General features: G+C 38.3%; 14 protein-coding genes. 8 read left to right on the top strand and 6 right to left on the bottom strand.

Annotated features, from left to right (window positions below):
• Positions 1-215: 215 nt before the first annotated feature.
• The gene (locus tag H6G73_RS12855) at positions 216-1,193 is read left to right on the top strand and encodes a sucrase ferredoxin (protein WP_190604977.1); all 978 of its coding nucleotides are present in this window, start codon (positions 216-218) and stop codon (positions 1,191-1,193) included.
• A 186-nt stretch (positions 1,194-1,379) separates the two neighbouring features.
• Here the strand turns inward: H6G73_RS12855 and H6G73_RS12860 are convergent, their stop codons facing one another.
• Positions 1,380-2,993, bottom strand: coding sequence for a helix-turn-helix domain-containing protein (locus H6G73_RS12860; protein ID WP_190604978.1), 1,614 nt, complete (start codon positions 2,991-2,993; stop codon positions 1,380-1,382).
• Between the two features lie 1,326 nt (positions 2,994-4,319).
• Here H6G73_RS12860 and fdxB point away from each other — a divergent pair.
• From fdxB to H6G73_RS12880, 4 genes are all read left to right on the top strand, one after another.
• Positions 4,320-4,613, top strand: a complete 294-nt coding sequence (fdxB, locus tag H6G73_RS12865; protein ID WP_190604980.1) for a ferredoxin III, nif-specific — start codon at positions 4,320-4,322, stop codon at positions 4,611-4,613.
• Between the two features lie 901 nt (positions 4,614-5,514).
• Positions 5,515-6,492 carry a cytochrome c oxidase subunit II gene (locus H6G73_RS12870; RefSeq protein WP_190604982.1) on the top strand — a complete coding sequence of 326 codons (978 nt, stop codon included), beginning with the start codon at positions 5,515-5,517 and terminating at the stop codon, positions 6,490-6,492.
• 42 nt (positions 6,493-6,534) lie between these two features.
• Positions 6,535-8,205 carry a cytochrome c oxidase subunit I gene (gene ctaD / locus H6G73_RS12875; RefSeq protein ID WP_190604984.1) on the top strand — a complete coding sequence of 557 codons (1,671 nt, stop codon included), beginning with the start codon at positions 6,535-6,537 and terminating at the stop codon, positions 8,203-8,205.
• Between the two features lie 82 nt (positions 8,206-8,287).
• Positions 8,288-8,890, top strand: coding sequence for a cytochrome c oxidase subunit 3 (locus H6G73_RS12880; protein WP_190604986.1), 603 nt, complete (start codon positions 8,288-8,290; stop codon positions 8,888-8,890).
• Between the two features lie 107 nt (positions 8,891-8,997).
• On the opposite strand, the gene trxA is transcribed toward H6G73_RS12880, so the two are convergent.
• The 4 genes from trxA to H6G73_RS12900 form a co-directional block, all read right to left on the bottom strand.
• On the bottom strand, positions 8,998-9,315 hold the full coding sequence (gene trxA / locus H6G73_RS12885; RefSeq protein WP_190604988.1) for a thioredoxin: 318 nt from the start codon (positions 9,313-9,315) through the stop codon (positions 8,998-9,000).
• Positions 9,316-9,681: 366 nt separating this feature from the next.
• The gene (locus H6G73_RS12890) at positions 9,682-11,976 is read right to left on the bottom strand and encodes a dynamin family protein (protein ID WP_190604990.1); all 2,295 of its coding nucleotides are present in this window, start codon (positions 11,974-11,976) and stop codon (positions 9,682-9,684) included.
• A 14-nt stretch (positions 11,977-11,990) separates the two neighbouring features.
• A complete protein-coding gene (locus H6G73_RS12895) occupies positions 11,991-12,872 on the bottom strand; it encodes a hypothetical protein (RefSeq protein WP_190604992.1) in 882 nt (293 codons plus the stop codon).
• 33 nt (positions 12,873-12,905) lie between these two features.
• A complete protein-coding gene (locus H6G73_RS12900) occupies positions 12,906-15,317 on the bottom strand; it encodes a dynamin family protein (RefSeq protein ID WP_190604994.1) in 2,412 nt (803 codons plus the stop codon).
• A 180-nt stretch (positions 15,318-15,497) separates the two neighbouring features.
• Here H6G73_RS12900 and fabG point away from each other — a divergent pair, with 180 nt between their 5' ends.
• Complete coding sequence (fabG, locus tag H6G73_RS12905) at positions 15,498-16,241, top strand: 3-oxoacyl-[acyl-carrier-protein] reductase (RefSeq protein WP_190604996.1); 744 nt, start codon at positions 15,498-15,500, stop codon at positions 16,239-16,241.
• A 92-nt stretch (positions 16,242-16,333) separates the two neighbouring features.
• Here the strand turns inward: fabG and H6G73_RS12910 are convergent, their stop codons facing one another.
• Positions 16,334-17,416, bottom strand: coding sequence for an MraY family glycosyltransferase (locus H6G73_RS12910; RefSeq protein ID WP_190604998.1), 1,083 nt, complete (start codon positions 17,414-17,416; stop codon positions 16,334-16,336).
• A 209-nt stretch (positions 17,417-17,625) separates the two neighbouring features.
• Here H6G73_RS12910 and groL point away from each other — a divergent pair, with 209 nt between their 5' ends.
• Together groL and H6G73_RS12920 are read left to right on the top strand one after the other, a co-directional pair.
• Positions 17,626-19,302, top strand: a complete 1,677-nt coding sequence (gene groL, locus H6G73_RS12915; RefSeq protein WP_190605000.1) for a chaperonin GroEL — start codon at positions 17,626-17,628, stop codon at positions 19,300-19,302.
• 1,048 nt (positions 19,303-20,350) lie between these two features.
• Entirely contained in the window at positions 20,351-20,635 is a 285-nt protein-coding gene (locus H6G73_RS12920; RefSeq protein WP_190605002.1) for an RNA recognition motif domain-containing protein, read from the top strand.
• Positions 20,636-20,727 lie beyond the last annotated feature (92 nt).

The raw sequence follows: 20,727 nt of genomic DNA on the forward strand, positions 1-20,727 counted from the left end.
ACTGGGGCTGAAATCTCTGAAGCCTAAGGCTTTATTAAGGAGAATTTATTAACCGGACAACCTAAAAATAGTCATGATCTATAAAGTGGCTACCTCCTGATGTAGTAGATAATGACATTGAAAATCTTTACACTGTCTCACAGATACGTAGCTGTAAATACAATTTTTGTTTTCCCGTTCATTTGTTCATAAAATCAATCCTTGAGTAAGTGTCCATGAATACTTTTTTTTGCTCTGATTATTCGCGGCAAATAGGAGAAGATATTATTGGTAGCGCGACTAACTACCAGACCTACATTTTAATTGAATGTCCTCCACCTTGGATATCAGAAGCATTTAATTCTAAATGGGTTCCCGATAATTTACGCATTTTGGTAGAAGAAGTCAAGCAAACTAAAAAACCTATTAGATTTTTGTTAATTGCTAATGATGAATCTCACAGAATCAATCAGACAACGGTATTGATTTATCAAAAACAAGAATGCTTAAGTCAGGGATACCGTAAACAAGAGTTTAAGATACCCAATATTGAACAAGTAGCAGGAATAATCAGGAAATGGTTAGCTGGCGGTCATCCTGATTATGAAATAGAAACAGATATCAGCAGAGATATTTTAATTTGTACTCATGGGAACCATGATAAATGCTGTGCTAGATATGGTAATCCCTTTTACTTTTATGCTTCCAAAACCATTGAAGATTTACATTTAGATCATGTGAGAATTTGGCGGTCTACTCACTTTGGTGGGCACCGTTTTGCACCAACAGCCATCGACTTTCCTGAAGCAAGATATTACGGTGCTTTAGATCAAGACTCATTCAGGGCAATTTTAACCCGCAGTGGTGATATTCAATATTTGAATCGAGTTTATCGCGGTTGGGGAATTTTGCCGCCACCCATTCAGATATTAGAAAGGGAACTCATACTGCGACTCGGTTGGGATTGGTTTAACTATCAAGCCGCAGGTAAAATTCTAGAGCAAAGTTTGGATAACAATACTATTCTCGGCGAGCTAAGTTTTGAAGACCCTTCTGGGTGTTTCTATAGCTATCAAGCCAAACTAGTGAAGGATATAGCCAAAACTCAATCCCTCAAAAGTTCCTGTAACACCACACAAGAGACAGTGGTTGTTAAATATGCTGTAGCTAATCTGTGGTTAACTGCCAGAAAAGTAGCGACTTACAGTGCTTGATTGTTCTTAGGGTGTAGGGGAAAAAGAACAAAGGAGGCAGGAGGCTGAAGGAACTAATGTATTATTTATAGCCATTCTTCTTTACTTCTGTAACCCCTGTTCGCGCAGCGTGGCGAAGCCATACTTCTGAACTTCTGAACTTCTGAACTTCTGAACTTCTGAACTTCTGAACTTCTGAACTCCTTGTTAATCCCCAATATTGAGAATTTTTCTGAGAACTGTTTGGTCTTCTACCTTGGCTTTCAAGCGACCTTTTTCCACATCACGAATCCAACTTTGACTTTTACCAGTGAGTTTTGCTAGTTCCCGCTGGGAGAGGTTGAGGTTTCTTCTAGCTTGGAGAATATCTTCTCCAAGTAAATCACCTGTGGGTTTGGGATTCTTTTTGGTTTTAGCTGTGCGTCGTTGTTTTTTATCTGATTCAGAACGCTGTTCCCATTCTGGGGGAAGTTCAAAGGATAAAATGCGTGCGTTCATCAGTAAATTCCATTTGCCACGGGGGCCGCTGTCTGTGAGGCGGGTATCACCACCAGCATCATTAATCCAAAATTCTAGGGCTTCGTCTGGGTCTTCGGGAATATCAATTAATTTTGCCCACAATGGTTGGATTTCTGGGGGGTAGGTAACAGGGTCAAACAAAACTTTAATTCCGTAATGATTGAGAACTTCCAAGTCGTTTTCGTAGGTTCGTAATAGACGCTTGCGTTCTTCCCGTTGTCTACCGGCCTGGTTCACTTTTTCCTCACCATAAGCAACGCGCAGCAAGGTGGGAATGGTGATTCTTTGTTCTCTACCCATTTTGGTTTTAAATAGTAGCCAGAGCATAAGTCTCACTGCGCCTTCATGTTGTTGCCACAGACTCATAACGCTGGTGAGTAGAGTTTTGGGCAGACTGCCGTATTGATAAAAGGCGCTGCGTTCTTTACATCCTTGTTTGTTGAGGAAGTGTTGTGCCCAAATACCTGCTTTGATTTTAAAGGTGAGGCCAATCAGATATTTACATCCTTGATCATCTTCTTGAAAGTAATGCTGTATATCTGTGATTTGCCATAGGGGTGTGTCATTGACAGAAAAGCCGGGAACTCGTCCTTGTTGAGGCCAGTCTATGGAAACGATGAGTGAGCAAGCTTGGAGAACAATATTTTTAATTAAACCGAGCTTGGCAGTTTTGCTCAGGTCTTTACGTTTCTCTAAGCCTAAGTATTTTTCTATTTGTCGCTCATCAATGGTGAATTCTTGCTCCCAAGGTTGGTCTAAGGCGGTGGCATGGGCAGCAAAAATCAGGTGCATACAAGCAGCCCTAATGTCGAGGTTTTCTATGGCTTGTAAGCTGTTTGTACGGTTGTGGAGTGGAAATTTGTGTTGGTGATCGAAAGCGATGGGTTGGACGACACTAAAGGCGATTGTACCCCGTCCTTGATTGACAGCACGGCGATAGTGCAAATAACCATCAGCGTTGGTTTCCCAATTTAAGGATGTGCGTTGGGCCAGGAGGTTACAAGCTTCCCAAATCACTATTGCTGAGGCAAAGGGGTGATTTTTCCGGTTAGAAAATAAATCAGGACTGGTAACTTCTCTTGGTTCGGCTTTGCTTCTACCTTTTTTGGATTGTAGAGGAATGGGAGAGTTGGTGGGACAGACGATTATACATTGTGGTTCAGGGTAGTAACCTTCACAGTTGTTACAAAGATAAGGATCAATCCAATATTCACCATTTTCGATTTTGATTGCACCCGTAGGACATTGGGGGCGGCAGTTGTCACATCCAACGCAACTGTTGTTAGGAATTGTATAAGGCATGGGAATTCTTCCTACTGGAATCGTTGAGATGTTTGGCTCAAGTCTCCCCTGGACGTGTCCTGTTGACTCAATATTTGCTACCAAAGTATCTCCGTGACAAGAAAGAGTTTTCTTGCCTGACTAATTACCCACATCCATTGTGTGTGTGGACTGTGTGTCCAATGGGAAGCTGTGTCCTTCCTCCTTTACCTCATGGGGAGTTAGGAGTAACTTTGTTGAATGACTGAGTAGAATGATGCGGAGAGCAAAACTAAAAAACTAATCATTTAGATTTTCTCTGTTTCTAAATGTTAGGTATAGTTCCGCACAGTTGGGCGAGCGATCGCACTACTACTCTCTACACTTCCCACTGAAACTTCATCGCTTCTTCATTAACTATAAATTTCATAAAGATTTGGATAAGTTTGTTCACAATGAGCCGAGGAAAATTTCTTAATCTTTCCCGCAGAAAGGCTGACAGGAGAATAGTTTGGTTCTGTATTCTTCTTGGATGTGAATACAGATAAGCTGTGAACGCAACAATTTATTTAAGCTGATAAATAGTCAATTTACTGTGAATTCTAGATTTTCATTTTGGTTTCTCTGTCAGGGTTCAGAGGTGTGGCCATAATTTAGTGGACATCTGAATTTGGTACTTGCAATTAATAGGTAACATTGATGTGGTTTTGGTATGGGCACTACACTTTTACTCCAGGTGAGAAAGAAAAATTGCACTTACTGCCAAAATATAATGCCCAGTCATTCCTTAGTTGTATATACCTTTGCAAGTCTAGTTGATTGATGAGCATTGCCTGACATAATCAACTGGAGTTTAACTGATACCAATTTTTTCTGTGCACATCATAATAACCCCCTGTAATCTTCCCTTGGCAAGGACGGAGAAGCTAGGGGGTAAATATATTCATCCACACAAAGAAAGGGTATGAGTTATTCATACTAGTTAATCTGTATATGCTAATACTGTGTCATATATTAATTAGTTCAATTCCCAGATTGTTATTTAATGAACATTGCTCTTAATGAATATTTTTATATGTACTTGCATTTATTTATTATTAGCATTTTAGTGATCAGGGGGATAACCAATAGATAGATTAATTAATTTCTGGGCTTTAATTAAATGACTTGTAGGCTAAATTATCTACAAATTATTGATAAATCATGTCATTTAAATCCCCAGGTAAAATAAAGGAAAATAATATTATTTAGCAAGTCATCAAAACTTGATAAGAAAATTAATTTTTGTTTTGAAAAATCAAAATATTAGGCTAGGATGAAGTTAACAGTAGAAACTAATTTGTAGCGGAAATTGCTGAGGGTTCATTCATGGCAACATTAACTGGCTTGACATTCGGAGGAAAGACCTGGACTCCTAAGTTTGCTCAGGAAATCGACAAAGATAAATGTATCGGTTGTGGCAGATGTATTAAGGTATGTGGTCACAATGTTCTAGCACTCAAAGCGCTGAACGAAGAAGGTGAATTTGTAGAAGATGAAGAAGATGATGAAATTGAACGGAAAGTAATGACAGTTGCTTTCCCCGACAATTGTATTGGTTGTGAAGCTTGCTCCAGGATTTGTCCTAAGAACTGTTACAGCCATACAACCTTAGATAACTAAGGTAATTTGGTATTAATCATAATGGCTCAATCCAGTAAGCACTGTTTTAATTCACTCTCCTAGCAAGGTAACTAGAGGGGAATTGATCTATAGTTCTATGTAAACAAAACCGTAAATCTTTATTGTTATCGCTTCAATTAATTATACTTGCTATTTATATTTTTCAGGAATTAAAGTCACAGTGATTGCTGATGTTGTAGCGCACAATTCAATAAAACAGTTATGTAGGGTAGCTTACCTAATCGCCGATAGTAATTAATGGTAAAGCGCCCTACATTTTTAATTGGCTATTAGGTGTATAGTGAGAATTTCTTTATTTTAATGGTGTGGTTAAGATTGTGATATTTTTATCATTATATAAATGTTTGATAGAAATTTGAGTGTTGTTAAATCCCTAGCAAAAATTATAATGTATAAGGATTTTGCTTAATTGGTATAGCATGTTAATAAGGTTAGTTGAGAAAATCAAAGGAATAGTAATTCTCTTTAACAGAGATTGTGGTGATAATTACACAATTGTGGAAAATCAGGTGTACATGAAGTGAATTCAGAAATTATCACTGGATAAATGATAATCAAGTCATAATTTGTAATATTTTGCGGGGGAGGATCTGAAAAAATATGGAAGTTTCCCACTATTTTTGATCAGGGCAAGTTAGAAAGTTAATAAGTGAAAATCAAGCCCTGTGAAATTGTGCTACCTCTGAGTCAAACAAATGTTGCTTGACTAGGGGTAAATAGCAAAAAAACGGGATGCAAGATACTGGTGTATATTTTGTGGAATTTGAGATTGCAAAGGGTGATTTTTTTACATCTGCTCAATCGGAACTATCTAAATTCACAGGATAGTTAAACCAGTAATTCACTGTTTTTATTGCCGTTTACAGAGCAAGTAGCATTTATGCAGAAAGTTCCTGTGTCGCTGTGGACGCTGTTAGCTGGGATGATTATTGCCCCTCTCAGTATCTGGATTGGTCAGCATCATCATTTGCTACCAGAAGCAGCATCACAACAAGCGCCTTTGGTAGATGGGTTTTTCAATATTATGTTTACCATTGGCATCGCCCTGTTTTTAGTAGTTGAAGGAACGATTCTCATTTTTTTGATTAAGTATCGACGACGACGGGGAGATAGTTCTGATGGTGTACCGATTGAGGGAAATATTGGGTTAGAAATTTTTTGGACAGCTATTCCCACTGTGATTGTGATTGGTTTAGGTATTTACAGCGTAGATGTCTATAACCAGATGGGAGGTTTTGATGTTGGTGGACATATACATGGCACTGCTCATGCTGCCAAGATGTCACCTGGTGCGATCGCTGCCAGCTTAGATTATACCTCTGATTCTCCCGCCCCTGCTCAGGTGGGCATTGGTGGTGCATATAACAACTACAACAAAGCTGCCGATGTGGTGGTGGATGTGAAGGGAATGCAGTTTGCCTGGTTATTTACCTATCCAGGTCGGGGAATTACCGCTGGAGAATTGCATATTCCCGTAGGTGCAGATGTGCAACTCAAGCTGTCAGCAGATGATGTGATTCACTCGTTTTGGGTGCCCCAATTTCGTCTTAAACAAGATGCAATTCCTGGAGTACCTTCAGAATTGAGGTTTGTGGCCACTAAGGTAGGCACATATCCTGTAGTTTGTGCAGAATTGTGCGGTGGTTATCACGGTTCCATGCGGACTCAGGTAATTGTCCATGAACCAAAGGATTTTGAGGCTTGGGTGAAGGAAAATCAAATTGCCCAAAACCCAGAATCACCAGCAGATGTGGCTGTGAATCCACAGAATTTATCAACGGCAGAGTTTCTAGCACCTTACGTCGAGAATTTAGGTGTAAATGCAGATACAGTTCAGTCTTTGGTGACGACTAACTAGTAGCAGTTAACGGCAGACTGACCACTGACAAAGGGATAAAATATGACACAAGTAGATTTTCCATTAAATACGCCACCAGACAAGAACCAAGCACCAACGCTGCTGATTACTCAACCTTTACCACCAAAGTGGAAATGGTATCATTATTTCACTTTTAATACAGACCATAAGGTCATTGGGATTCAATACCTGGTGACAGCTTTTGTGTTTTATCTGATTGGTGGGTTGATGGCGATCGCTATTCGTGCGGAGTTAGCCACACCGGATGCAGATATTTTAGATCCCAATCTGTATAACGCCTTCATGACCAATCATGGCACCATCATGATTTTCCTGTGGATTGTTCCCAGTGCCATTGGTGGTTTTGGTAACTATCTCGTGCCATTGATGATGGGTGCGCGAGATATGGCGTTTCCCAAATTAAATGCGATCGCCTTTTGGTTGAACCCACCAGCCGGACTACTATTATTAGGTAGCTTTTTCTTTGGTGGTTCCCAATCTGGTTGGACAGCCTATCCCCCTTTGAGTTTAATTACCGCCCCCATCGCTCAAAGTATGTGGATTTTAGCGATCGTTTTGGTGGGGACTTCCTCAATTTTAGGTTCAGTGAACTTTGTCATCACCATCTTAATGATGAAAGTTCCCTCCATGAAATGGGATCAAGTACCTCTATTTTGTTGGGCAATTCTCGCCACCTCTATCCTGGCACTTTTATCCACACCTGTATTAGCAGCAGGTTTAGTGCTGTTGTTGTTTGACATTAACTTTGGTACTTCCTTCTTTAAACCAGATGCTGGTGGCAACGTCATCATTTATCAGCACCTATTCTGGTTTTATTCCCACCCGGCAGTTTATTTAATGATTCTGCCGATTTTTGGGATTATGTCAGAAGTAATTCCCGTTCATGCCCGTAAACCCATTTTCGGCTATAAAGCGATCGCTTATTCCAGTGTTGCCATCTGCGTTGTCGGCTTATTCGTCTGGGTACACCACATGTTTACCAGTGGCACACCAGGCTGGATGCGGATGTTCTTCACCATTTCCACCCTCATTGTTGCCGTTCCCACCGGCGTGAAAATTTTCGGTTGGGTAGCTACCCTCTGGGGAGGTAAAATCCGCTTCACCAGTGCCATGTTATTTGCCATTGGTCTATTAGCTATGTTTGTCATGGGTGGTTTAAGCGGCGTAACCATGGGCACCGCACCCTTTGACGTTCATGTCCATGACACCTATTACGTCGTAGCCCATTTCCACTATGTTCTGTTTGGTGGTTCCGTCTTTGGTATCTACGCAGGTATTTATCACTGGTTCCCCAAAATTACCGGCAAAATGATTAACGAATCTTGGGGACGCATTCACTTTGTCCTCACCTTCATCGGCACCAACTTAACATTCCTACCCATGCACGAATTAGGGTTACAAGGAATGCCAAGACGAGTAGCCATGTACGACCCCCAATTCACTGGCCTCAATCAGATTTGTACAATTGGTGCATTTCTCTTAGGAATTTCCGTCATCCCCTTTGCCATCAACATCATTCACAGTTGGATGCACGGAGAAAACGCCGGAGATAATCCTTGGCAAGGTTTAACCTTGGAATGGACAACCACTTCCCCACCCCTCATTGAAAACTGGGAAGTATTACCAGTAGTCACCCATGGCCCTTATGACTACGGTCGCAATCATCATTCAGAAACTGTAAGTTCCAGCTAACCACACAACAGCGCAAAAGTGCCATATGTACTTTTGCGTCTACTCTGACCAAAAATTCTTCCGTATCCACAAGGGAAATAACATGACCATCGCTATCACCGCAGTTGAAGAAAATCATCACCCCGAACATGGGGAACACCCAGATTTACGAGTGTGGGGACTGTTGACATTTCTCATATCTGAATCCCTCATGTTTGGGGGATTTTTTGCCACTTATTTATTGCTACGTGGCAGTAATCAGGTCTGGCCACCAGCAGGAACAGAAGTAGAACTATTATTGCCCACAGTTAACACAATTATTCTCGTCTCTAGTAGTTTTGTCATTCACTTAGGTGATCAGGCAATTAAACAAAATAAAGTTGGTTGGATGCGGTTTTGGTATTTTATTACCGCCATCATGGGTGCAGTATTCTTAGCTGGTCAAGTTTATGAATACATGTCCTTAGGTTATGGTTTGACCACTAATATTTTCTCCAACTGCTTCTATTTAATGACTGGATTTCACGGCTTACACGTCTTTGTCGGCATCTTACTCATCTTAGGCGTAATTTTTCGTTCCCTCTGGCCTGGTCATTATTCTGCCACTAAACATACAGGCATAGAAATGGCAGAAATCTACTGGCACTTTGTCGATATTATTTGGATTATCTTGTTCATCCTGTTATATATTCTCACCTCATTTTAAGAGTAGAAAAAAGGTGTATTACGGCTAATTTTCAATTGCGTAACACACCTTTTTAAATATTTATTGCAGAAAAATTAATCACACACCATTAATTATCCAATGGGTATTTAGAGAATACTTTGCAAATGTTGTACTAACTGTGGTGCTTGCACTACACCTTCAATCTTATCAACTGGTTGACCTCCCTTGAATAACATCAGCGTTGGTAAAGCGTTAATTTGATACTGAGTTGCCAGTTCTGTATATTTTTCTGTATCAATCTTCACAATCCGCAAACGATCCTTTAATTGCAGGTTCACCTGTTCTAAGATTGTTGACATCATATGACATGGGCCACACCAGTCGGCATAAAAGTCAACTAATACTGGTACATCAGAACCAGAGAGCATTTCCTCAAAGCTATTGAACTGTTTTTTCGTTGTCATATGACACACACCTATGTTTAATTATTTGTTTTTATGTTAGTTCCTACAAAAAAGAATTGGTATAACCTCATAGTTTTTTTTGGTAATTGTTTCTTTAGGTAAATATTTAGTTAATTAGTGATACCCTTTGTCCAAAATATTAAGTCTTATTACTAAATTGACTAAAATTTGTATTTCTGTGATACAGACCATAACAAATTTAAATTTATATTTTCATTTCACATTATCAGACTTTCCAGCTAATTAGCAATTAGTAAGAGATGTTTTTTAATCAATGCCAATTTTATGTGAACTTACATAGAATCATGAAACCTTCTGCGTACCAATTAAGAACCTGTTCAAGCATCTACATCAGAACTTAATTTTTTATTCTTGTGAATTATTCCTTTTTAGAGCAATAGATAATTGACGTAATCTTTCGCTCACTTCTAAATTAAGTTCTTGCGGTTTTAATTGACTGGGAATTTCTGCTAACAGCATAGGATTTCCTTGTAACCATTCATTGATAGCAACTCCTGTCCAAGTGCCTTCTTTATCTCTAAAACTATCCACTAAACCCTTGAGTTCTTGAATACAATAAGACTCAAATCCCGCAGCATCAAAGATTGCATAGCGCAAATATTCTTCAAAGGCTTTAATATCATTTTCTATCTCAAAAATCACAACTTGTTGTGGTGGTATCAATTCACTAGCAACATCTATAGCTATTTGTGTAGCGACTCCTGCGACTCCAGTTATTCCTAATATTTTTTGGCGGATTTCTGAGTTATAAAGTAAATCAGTGCCATATTTTACATATCTTTTAAGAACACTATAAGCTGGTTCATTACCTGTATAGTAATTATCAACAATTTCAATATCTACTCCCAGGTTTTTGATAATTTTATTGCGAGTATCACTGTTAACTGGCCCACGAATTAATACTTCTGCTACTGGTCGCGCAAATCTTAAAAATAAAACACTTAAGCTATTTTCTAATTTAGATAAAAAATAATCTTCTGAATTATCAATTAACCTGGCTTTGACTTGATTGCTTCCCCATAGTAGCTTAGTCATATAAGCAACTAAGTTTAATGCTTCATTTTTTAATTCTAAAGCTAGTTGATGGGCAATTGTAGACAATAGATTACTTATATCAATATATAAATCTTCACGCCAAGCAAAATTAGCTTTCATGCGGTCAAATTCTGGATTGGAGTTAGCCAAAAAAATTGTATCTTTCTTTTGAAAAGTTTCCTCTTTCAACTTCTCAATTTCCTGGTCAACAATTTGTAAATATCGTTCTCGAAATTTGTCTATTTGTGGTAGTGAATAACTAGTAAAATTAGCTAATGACTTATTAACTACATAGTCATCATAGTATTGTTGTAAATCGGCTTTAATAGCTAACCACTTTTGACTCCACCATTCTGCAAATAAAACCCGTCGGTTATTTTCTGCAAATAACTTGGCTTCTTCAGGATTTTCAGGGTAATTTTTACTGACTGAATGATAAATTTCTTCTGAGGTGCTGAAGATTTTATTAATAGATGCTTCACAGCGTTTCTTTAAAATAGCTACACGCTCATTATTAATATAATTAAATATTTTATCTTTTATTTCAGGAATACCAGTTGCTTTACTCTTAAGTATTTCTGCCTCAGAAATGCCCGTTAGTCTCTGCAAATGAGATTGAATAAAACTAGCATCACCAATTTCTAATTTAGTTTGTTCTCCAGCTAAATTATTTAAAATCAGATATGCACCAGCAGAACCATAAACAATACGTTGACTGGGTAAATTTGCACGTTTTAACCAATCTTGTGATGCTTCTTGAATATGGGTTTTTAGTGCTTCTACACTAGCCATAGTATCAATACGGCTTAAAAATACAAAAAGCTTATCAGCAACGGTAACGTTTCTATCACCCTGTTCTGTGAATTTGATTATTTCTAGTTCTTTTTCTCTCAAACTGGTAAAACGCTGTACCAAAATCACAGCATCACAGTCTGAAAGCATATCCTGTGCTTCATCAACATGCTTTGCTAAACCTGAATCTAACCCAGGCACGTCATAAAAAACTATACCCTCAGCTTGAGCTAGTTTGTTAGTATAAAGTCTAGCTTCCAAAACAGCATGAGCGTATCTTTCATCGGCTACATATTTCTTCAGGGGTTCTCGAATATCTTCTAATCTAGTAAATGGAAAAGTCAGATTACCTTCTCTTCTCACTTGCTGTAAAGTGACTTCGTTTGCGCGGATAGTTTTCAGGTCTTCCTGTGCGTTGGCTATTTCCAGTTCTTTGAGTAATTTGATAAACTCTTCTTCTGTTTTTGCTTGTACTTCTAGTGTTTGTTCAGACTCATTTTCAACTGAATAAATTTGTGTTGTTGTAAATGTACATCTTCCTCCCTTTGCTGGAAGTAAATCACATTCTAACCAAGCATTAATAAAAGTGCTTTTTCCAGCTTTTTCTAACCCAACAACAGCAATACGAAACTCCCTTTTTTTGAGTCTTTCTAGCTGACGACGGGTAGGGTCGGCTTCTTGTAATAGTATTTCTTTTAATTTCGTAGGAACTTCAGCTTGGGGTAAGTTGGCTAAATTAACAGCGTATCTTTGAATGTTTAAAATGTCGGTAAGACGAGTTTCATAGTAAGCAGATGCTGTTTTCCAGTCCATTTTTTAGATAGTCCTTAAATAATTCGATTAAAATTCTCTAAACCAACTACAGATAGATATTCAATACAAGCGATTTTTTTCACGACACCTTGCCCATGAGTAGGAAGATTTCTCTTTAAACTATATGGGATTTTTTTATCCAGCATCTGTTCACCATCAGCAATATTAATTCTGATGAAAACTTCTCTTTGTTCACTGACACTGTTAATATTTTCTGCGGTTAATTGTAGTATATTTTGGATCTTGTCTGCTTCTTCTGGTTTTTTACATAGAAAATATGAGGAATTATCTATTAGTGTTTCTATCTCAGAGAGATTAATGGGTGAATTTTCGTTCACATTTTCTGATAATACCGAAGCTGGTACAACAAGACATAAAGATACAGGTTGAGGATTACTTACTGGTGGTGGAGAAACAACAGATTTTATTGGCGGGCGTTCTTGTTGTCCTTGTTGTTGTTCATTCGACCTTCTTCTAAATATAATAAATATAATACAAGCAGGTACTCCTACAATCAAACATCCTATGACAACAATTTGAAATAATTTCATATCATGATCTTCCAGTTTATGTCCAAAATATTTACGAAGATTTTTACCTGTTTCTTTTACGTCTTCTTTTAACTTCTCAAATAGACCCTTCTTATCATTTGGATTAATGATAAAAAGACCAACAATATCAGATGATATAGATAAATCATCTTCTAATGATGCTTTGTTATCAATATTTAATAATGAGCATATTTCTTTTGCATCTTGTGAAACTATTAAATTTATTACTGTTGATAAAATTCCTTTTTTCTGATGCTTTATGTGAGGATAAATCTCCTCAAATACTTTTTCATATAACTTTTCAATTTCTTGACCTGGAGAAAATCCTATTTTGTCAATGTCCATATTATTTTTTTATTAACTGTTTTTTTGATCACACTAATTATTTAATTTCCAATAATTTCCCAAACTAGAAAATTCGTTTGATAGGTGTTTAGCTTTTTCTTCCATAGGTATCCAGATATTTTTTTGCTTTTCATAATCTAAAGTAATTTCTTGGTTAGCTCTATCCAGCCTTTCTTGATAGCGATCAATAACTTCATTCTGAATATTGTCTACATTTTTTTTTAACAAATCTATTTGTTCTAGCAGCCAACAAACAATTTGATTAACTATTTTAATTTGTTCATCTTGTGCTTGCCTAATCCAACCTGCTAATAAATCTTCTACACTAGGTATTTGAGCATTATCACTCGAACGGGTTTGATATTGTGTATCATAAATAGTTCTTTCCCATAGCCATAATGTGTACCAAATTCTTTCTTTTCTTTCAACTTTTATTGCTTCTTCCCAGGTTCCTTGCGTAACTGCGAATCCTGCTGTAAATCGAAAATTAAAAGTTAGTTGATTATCAACTTGGTTGAGTTGTTTAGAATCAGGAAATTTAATAGATATATTGGGTGCAATATCATTTACACCTTCTTTAATATGTGATAAATAGTAACAAAATAACTCAGAAATAGCTTCATAAATCCTATTTATTTCTTGGTTAGAAATTTGCTTTAATACATCCTCTATTACAATATTAAGATGAATCGCTAATTCATTTAGTTCTTCATTAATTTGTTTAAGTTTGTCTTTTTCTGCATCTGTTCTTGCTTCCATGATTTTACCGTCTTTAGCAACAGAAGCAGTGTAACCTAAGTTTACTAAACGATTTAAGTTTCTGGATAGTAAATTTACATTTAAAATATTTGCCTTTTTAAAATTTATATTTTCTAAATCTACTTTTCCCTTTTCTAAAGATTCTGCTACTGCATTTAATACATCATTAATTCCTTTTCTTAATGAATCACGCCACACAAAAAGAGGAGATAATTTTTCTCCTAATTCATTATAAGGTTCTGCCTTTTTTAATTCTGCTAGCGCAGTCTTGATATAGCTTATTGTATCTTCGTTTAATTCCTCTTGCAGAACTTTTTTAACTTTTGCATCTAATTTTTCAAATGGTTCTCTCAACTCTAAATTACTAATTTCTAGGAAATGTTTAATTCCTGATCTAATCTGTGATATATTTTCACATTCTTCTTGATACCGTTCCTCAGAACTATTAATAACAGCATTTGTTGTTTGTATTGCCCACTCTGTTATGGCATTTCCAGCAGCTATATTAAATCGCTCTATAATTTGGGGAATTACCAACTGTGGAAAGTGTTGATTGATATGTTCTCTTAAATTTAGCTGAAATTCTTCAGCATATGATTTTTGCCATAATGCTGCCGCAACTCTGTTTCTATCGTGTCTATTCCATTTTTGTGTGTTACGTGGTAAGTCTTCTAATATCTCTTCAATTAATCCATTAAAATAGTTATCCGCTTTTTTACAAGCATCTGCACTGTAAATATCATCATGATGTTGAATTTGCAATGCTAACAAAGCAGGCCATGTACTCAGTTTTACTACTTCTAGCTTTTCAATTTCTTCTGTGTATTCTCTCAATTGTTCAGTTAATTCATTTTTAATACTACGAATAGTATTTTCAAAAAAGCGGATTTCTGTTTCTGGCCAGTTTCTATCTGCTCGAAAAACATCAATCCTATTCAGCACAAACAGCATCCGCGCAGGAGAACCACCTAAATCTTTTACTTGCTGTACAACCTCTTGCAATAAACTTTTGACTTTTTGAGAATCGGTTTCTGCACTGTTATAAGTAACTATACATAAAGCCTCTCGACATTGTTTAATAACATTAGCATTACCTTGATCACCAACATAAGCTAACCCAGGTAAATCAAGGATTCTAACTTTTGTTCCTCGTGGTAATTGTAATTGAGATTCTTTTAATAATCGGAAAGGATAAAAAATTGTAGATTGTGGACAGGCTAAATTAGGTTGTTTTTCTCTGTTTTCGATGTAACTTATCATCGCTTGATAAAGCAATTGATAAATTTTTTCTTCACTAATTCCTTTCCATTCTCCACACTCCCACAAAGCACCTGGTGTTTCATGGATTATCAGAGATTTTTCTCTACTATATTCAATTGTTACTGCTCCTGCACTCATTTCACTGACGGCAACAGGAACAATTTCTGCACCACATAATAAATTTACCAGGGTGCTTTTACCGCTACTGGTAGTTCCCGTTGTCGCAAGGGTAAGGGTAGGATTTTGTAATTCGTGAACTAGCTGAGTTAATGCGGTTTCTAATTTATCTGACAGTTCTTGTATTTCCGGTTGATAACTCTCTGGTAAATGCTGAGATATTTCCGTGTGAAAGTTATTCCAGTATTGTGCAAGTAATTTAGCTTTAAACTCGATTTCTTCAAATACCTTATACACTTGCTTATTCATATTGTTTTAATTATTAATGCTTGTATACTTGAGATAAATTTTATATAAGTATACAAAAGGTGTCAAGATTAACAAAGTGTAGATTATTAATCTTGTGGGAATCTGAGGATAAATGCTTAAATACTCCCCCCATGACCATAAAATAATGAGCGCGGTATCTCCAAGATTGAGGAACAGAAGATGAGTCTCTTACAAGGCCAGGTTGCTATAGTTACAGGTGCATCTAGAGGAATTGGCAGAGCGATCGCTCTGCAATTATCATCTCAAGGTGCTAAAGTTATGGTTAACTATGCGAGTTCTAGTCAAGAAGCTGATAAAGTAGTAGCCGAAATTATTGATGCTGGAGGAGAAGCGATCGCTCTCCAAGCAGATGTATCCAAAGAAGACCAAGTAGAATCTCTCGTCAATACTACTCTGGATAAATTCAAACGGATTGATATTTTAGTTAATAATGCTGGTATTACTCGTGACACATTATTGTTGCGAATGAAACCAGAAGATTGGCAAGCCGTCATCAACCTAAATCTTACAGGTGTATTTTTGTGCACACGAGCCGTCAGTAAAATTATGCTCAAGCAACGTTCTGGACGGATTATCAATATTACTTCCGTTGCGGGACAAATGGGTAATCCTGGTCAAGCTAACTATAGTGCTGCTAAAGCTGGTGTCATCGGTTTTACCAAAACTGTAGCTAAAGAACTAGCCTCCCGTAGTATTACCGTGAATGCCGTTGCCCCTGGGTTTATTGCTACCGATATGACCAAAGACATTAAAGCCGATGATATTCTTAAATTCATCCCCTTAGGTCGCTTTGGTCAACCAGACGAAATTGCTGGTATGGTACGCTTCCTGGCTGCTGATCCTGCTGCTGCTTATATCACAGGGCAAGTATTTAATGTCGATGGTGGTATGGTCATGGCTTAGGAAGAGAACATCCTGAGTGAATTAATCAAGTGAAAAGGTACAAATAAAGTTGGAGTTGTGAATTAAAAAATTCATAACTCATAACTCATTGTTTAGGATGGTTGGCGGATTCTTTGCCAGACAGTAAAACCTAAAAGAAAAACAATACTCACAGCAGAGGCCACCATCACTGCCATAGTCATTTCCTGTACTAGCATTGCCAATAAATTGCAAGCCAGGGTAATTGACCACAGGGTAAAAGCTGCGTGGCGTTGAGATAAACCCCAAGCAAGTAGGCGGTGATGTAGGTGGTCTTTGCCAGGGGTACTGAGGGGATTTTTACCTGCTAAAAGTCGGCGGATAAACACTTGTGTGGTGTCCAGTACAGGCAACAGCAAAAATAAAACTGTGGGCACAAGGGCGTAAACAGTGTTTTGTTGCAATTTCCCTAAAATGCTAGTTGCTGCTAAGACATAGCCAAAAAAGTAAGCTCCGGCATCACCCATAATAATGCGAGAAGGGTGGAAATTGTGACGTAAAAAACCTAGTGCGGCACCAGCTAAGGCAGCCAAAACCAAGGTAGCTGCGGCACGATTATCAAATTGGGCGGAAACACCCAACAAACTCATAGCTGTAATAAAACTGATTCCACCTGCTAATCCATCCATCCCATCCATTAAATTGATGGCATTGGTAATACCTACTACCCACAGCACAGTTAAGGCCATTGATAACAGGGAATCAATGGGTGTACCAAAGGCAACCTTAATACTGATGCCGTTAGCTACAAGTAAAAGAGCAGTTGTCACCTGGGCCCAAAGTCTGACTGATGGTGGTAAACCAAATTGGTCATCAATAAACCCAACTAAGACTAAGATGGAACCTCCCAGAAGAATGGTGAGAACTTGAACCAATACGCCTTGTAATTCAATTGGTCTAAGTAGACTAGCTAGGACTAAAGCGGCAATTACTCCTGCATAGATAGCTAAACCGCCAGCATTAGGTAAGGGTTCCCGATTGAGTCTTCGGGCATTAGGTTGGTCAGCCCAACCCACCCGCAGAGCAAATTTACGGACTGTGGGGATCAAAAACCAAGTTACCAGCCAGGCCAAAATAAATGTAAATACTACCGCTAACCAGCCGGTGCCGCTAGGGTCAGCAATACCAAAGGATTTCAGGGAGTTTTCTAAGTTCATCTCCCAACTCGACTATCACTGCCAGAATCTAACATGAGCATCAAATGTAATTAATATTAATCAATTTTTTTCATAAACATCACCGACAAACCAAGTTGCATTGTAAGTCAGGTAATTGACTGTAATTTGTAGTTGGAATCGGGAGAACCATTAGCACTCTTTGCCGGTGAGTGCTAAATTGTCTAATGGAAGCGATAGAGAAATCAAACATGGCTAAAATTGTTTCATTTGATGAAGAATCACGGCGGGCCCTAGAGAAAGGGATTAACGCCTTGGCAGATGCGGTGAAAATCACCTTGGGGCCCAAAGGTCGCAATGTCCTGTTAGAGAAAAAATTTGGCACACCACAAATTGTCAACGATGGTATCACTGTTGCCAAAGAAATTGAATTAGAAGATCCGCTCGAAAACACGGGTGCAAGACTAATTCAAGAAGTTGCATCAAAAACTAAAGATGTTGCTGGTGATGGCACAACTACCGCCACAGTTTTAGCACAAGCTTTAATTAAGGAAGGCTTAAAAAACGTTGCTGCTGGTACGAACCCCATTAACTTGAAGCGGGGAATTGATAAAACTGTAGAAGGACTAGTAGCAGAAATTGCTAAAATCGCCAAGCCAGTAGAAGGAAGTGCGATCGCTCAAGTCGCTACAGTCTCCGCAGGTAACGATCCAGAAGTTGGCAATATGCTAGCTGAAGCCATGGAGAAAGTCACCAAAGACGGAGTAATTACCGTTGAAGAATCCAAATCCCTGACCACTGAACTAGAAGTAGTAGAAGGGATGCAAATTGACAGAGGTTACATTTCTCCCTACTTCATTACCAACAACGATCGCATGACCGTTGAATATGAAAACACTCGTATCCTCGTCACCGACAAAAAAATCAGCGCCATCCAAGACTTAGTACCTGTATTGGAAAAGGTAGCTCGTTCTGGTCAGCCTTTACTGATTATCGCTGAAGATGTAGAAGGCGATGCACTAGCCACCTTAGTAGTCAACAAGGCACGGGGTGTTCTAGCTGTTGTGGCCATTAAAGCCCCTGGATTTGGCGAACGCCGCAAAGCCCTGTTACAGGATATCGCTATTCTTACCGATGGTCAGTTAATTTCTGAAGAAATCGGTTTAAGCTTGGATACAGCTACTTTGGAAATGTTGGGAACCGCTCGGAAAATCACCATTGATAAAGAAAGCACCACCATCGTTGCTGGTAGTTCTGCCAAGCCAGAAGTGCAAAAACGCATTGAACAAATTCGCAAGCAGTTGGCGGAAACTGATTCTGAATACGATAAAGAAAAACTACAAGAACGGATCGCCAAACTTGCTGGTGGTGTCGCCGTAATTAAAGTTGGTGCGGCTACAGAAACCGAACTCAAAGACCGCAAACTCCGCATTGAAGACGCACTCAACGCCACCAAAGCTGCGGTAGAAGAAGGTATCGTTCCTGGTGGTGGTACTACCCTGATTCACCTATCTACAAAAGTAGATGCTATTAAAAACGGCCTCACCGAAGAAGAAAAAATTGGGGCTGATATTGTCAAACGCGCTTTAGAAGCTCCCCTGCGTCAAATTGCAGATAACGCTGGTGTTGAGGGTTCTGTCATCGTTTCCCAAGTTAGAGAAACTGACTTTAACATCGGTTATAACGCCGCTACAGGCGAATTTGAAGATTTAATTGCGGCTGGGATTATTGACCCTGCCAAAGTTGTACGTTCAGCTTTACAAAACTCCGCTTCTATTGCTGGCATGGTATTGACCACCGAAGCCATTATTGTGGAAAAACCAGAGAAAAAAGCTCCTCCTGCACCTGATGCCGGCGGCATGGGTGGCATGGGTGGCATGGGCGGCATGGGTGGTATGGGTGGTATGGGTGGTATGGGCATGTTCTAAGCCCCCTACCTCTGTGCATAAATAAATTTTAAATAATAGACTTCTTGTAAAAGTGTCAATTTTTGCAAGAAGTCTATTGTTTTATTGAGAATTTCCTAAACCTCACATCTGAGAGTATTCTTCCTAACTTCTAGATGAATACACTAAAAAGTGAGAATAACTATTTATGAACTCATGCTTGGTCAGGGTACTATCTTTATCCACATTACTAAATTGCCATAAATAATCTATTTGCTCTGGACTGTAACCCATGGCACTCAACTGGCAATTCCTGGTACATCAAAGCTATTGCCAATGATTTTTATTCGTAGGTGTTTGTTTTTGACCTTAAATAAAAAATTAGCTGTTTGGGAAATATTTTCTACTGTTCACAACAGTCAAGGACAAAATTAATGTATTGATTTAAGATTTCAGTGTAATAGACAACATTAACTCCATCTGCAAGAAGTCTAATATCCATGACCTAGCGCAGTTACATTGGCAATATTTATACTTTTTATCAATACGAAAGTAATTTACTAATGATTACAGAAACTTATTGATAGAACATCTCTGCCGAATTGATTCGGTCTTCCTTCAATGTCAATTGAGATCACACAAGCAACACCCACAATATAGCCCCCAGATCCAATTACCCTACCTTTGGTTGCTTTGGAAGTTATACCTATTGCCTGCTGTTACGATATCATCCAGCTTAGTTACAATTACCTTCTCTAGTCCCAAGATAAACTCTCTTTACCTTTCCAGGAAAACCCCTCTGTTACTTCAATCATCAGGATTTAAACAGGAACCATATATTGCTTCAGACTAACTAATTAGATATTGTAATATCCCATACTTTGAAAATTTTGGCCATAAGTTATCATATGAGCATATGCGTGTGTTCAGTCTCGTAGCATCTGTAGTTGTAGAACAATCAACTATTATTGTTGATAGGCTGCAAGTCTGATAGCTAATGGATCAGTAGTATCTATGCAATGCTTGCTAGTTACTTAATTCTGTTTCCCAGACTAACTAATCGCTCTTTGTTGAAACTTACGTGACCGACATGACTATTTACGTTGGAAATCTCTCCTACCGCGCAACTGAAGCAGACTTAAAAGCCGTGTTTGCTGATTATGGCGAGGTAAAAAGAGTTGTCTTACCTACAGACCGCGAAACCGGCAGAATGCGCGGCTTTGCTTTTGTTGAAATGATGGAAGATGCTCAAGAAGATGCTGCCATTCAAGAATTAGATGGTGCAGAATGGATGGGCCGTCAACTGAGAGTTAACAAAGCAAAACCACGAGAGGATAACCGACGAGGTAGTTGGGGCAAAACACAAGAAGTTTAATCCAACTGGGAAACTTATTATAGCATATTGTTTTCTAGTTATAAACCACATATTAACTAATATTAACTAGAAACAATCGTCATCAAGACAAC

Origin of the sequence: Richelia sinica FACHB-800 (assembly GCF_014698825.1) — a bacterium.
In the GTDB taxonomy this organism is placed as follows: domain Bacteria; phylum Cyanobacteriota; class Cyanobacteriia; order Cyanobacteriales; family Nostocaceae; genus FACHB-800.

Bases quoted from the DNA above. Each gene is read 5' to 3' on its own strand.
- H6G73_RS12855 (WP_190604977.1), top strand. From the start codon at position 216: ATGAATACTTTTTTTTGCTCTGATTATTCGCGGCAAATAGGAGAAGAT.
- H6G73_RS12860 (WP_190604978.1), bottom strand. From the start codon at position 2,993: ATGCCTTATACAATTCCTAACAACAGTTGCGTTGGATGTGACAACTGC.
- fdxB (WP_190604980.1), top strand. From the start codon at position 4,320: ATGGCAACATTAACTGGCTTGACATTCGGAGGAAAGACCTGGACTCCT.
- H6G73_RS12870 (WP_190604982.1), top strand. From the start codon at position 5,515: ATGCAGAAAGTTCCTGTGTCGCTGTGGACGCTGTTAGCTGGGATGATT.
- ctaD (WP_190604984.1), top strand. From the start codon at position 6,535: ATGACACAAGTAGATTTTCCATTAAATACGCCACCAGACAAGAACCAA.
- H6G73_RS12880 (WP_190604986.1), top strand. From the start codon at position 8,288: ATGACCATCGCTATCACCGCAGTTGAAGAAAATCATCACCCCGAACAT.
- trxA (WP_190604988.1), bottom strand. From the start codon at position 9,315: ATGACAACGAAAAAACAGTTCAATAGCTTTGAGGAAATGCTCTCTGGT.
- H6G73_RS12890 (WP_190604990.1), bottom strand. From the start codon at position 11,976: ATGGACTGGAAAACAGCATCTGCTTACTATGAAACTCGTCTTACCGAC.
- H6G73_RS12895 (WP_190604992.1), bottom strand. From the start codon at position 12,872: ATGGACATTGACAAAATAGGATTTTCTCCAGGTCAAGAAATTGAAAAG.
- H6G73_RS12900 (WP_190604994.1), bottom strand. From the start codon at position 15,317: ATGAATAAGCAAGTGTATAAGGTATTTGAAGAAATCGAGTTTAAAGCT.
- fabG (WP_190604996.1), top strand. From the start codon at position 15,498: ATGAGTCTCTTACAAGGCCAGGTTGCTATAGTTACAGGTGCATCTAGA.
- H6G73_RS12910 (WP_190604998.1), bottom strand. From the start codon at position 17,416: ATGAACTTAGAAAACTCCCTGAAATCCTTTGGTATTGCTGACCCTAGC.
- groL (WP_190605000.1), top strand. From the start codon at position 17,626: ATGGCTAAAATTGTTTCATTTGATGAAGAATCACGGCGGGCCCTAGAG.
- H6G73_RS12920 (WP_190605002.1), top strand. From the start codon at position 20,351: ATGACTATTTACGTTGGAAATCTCTCCTACCGCGCAACTGAAGCAGAC.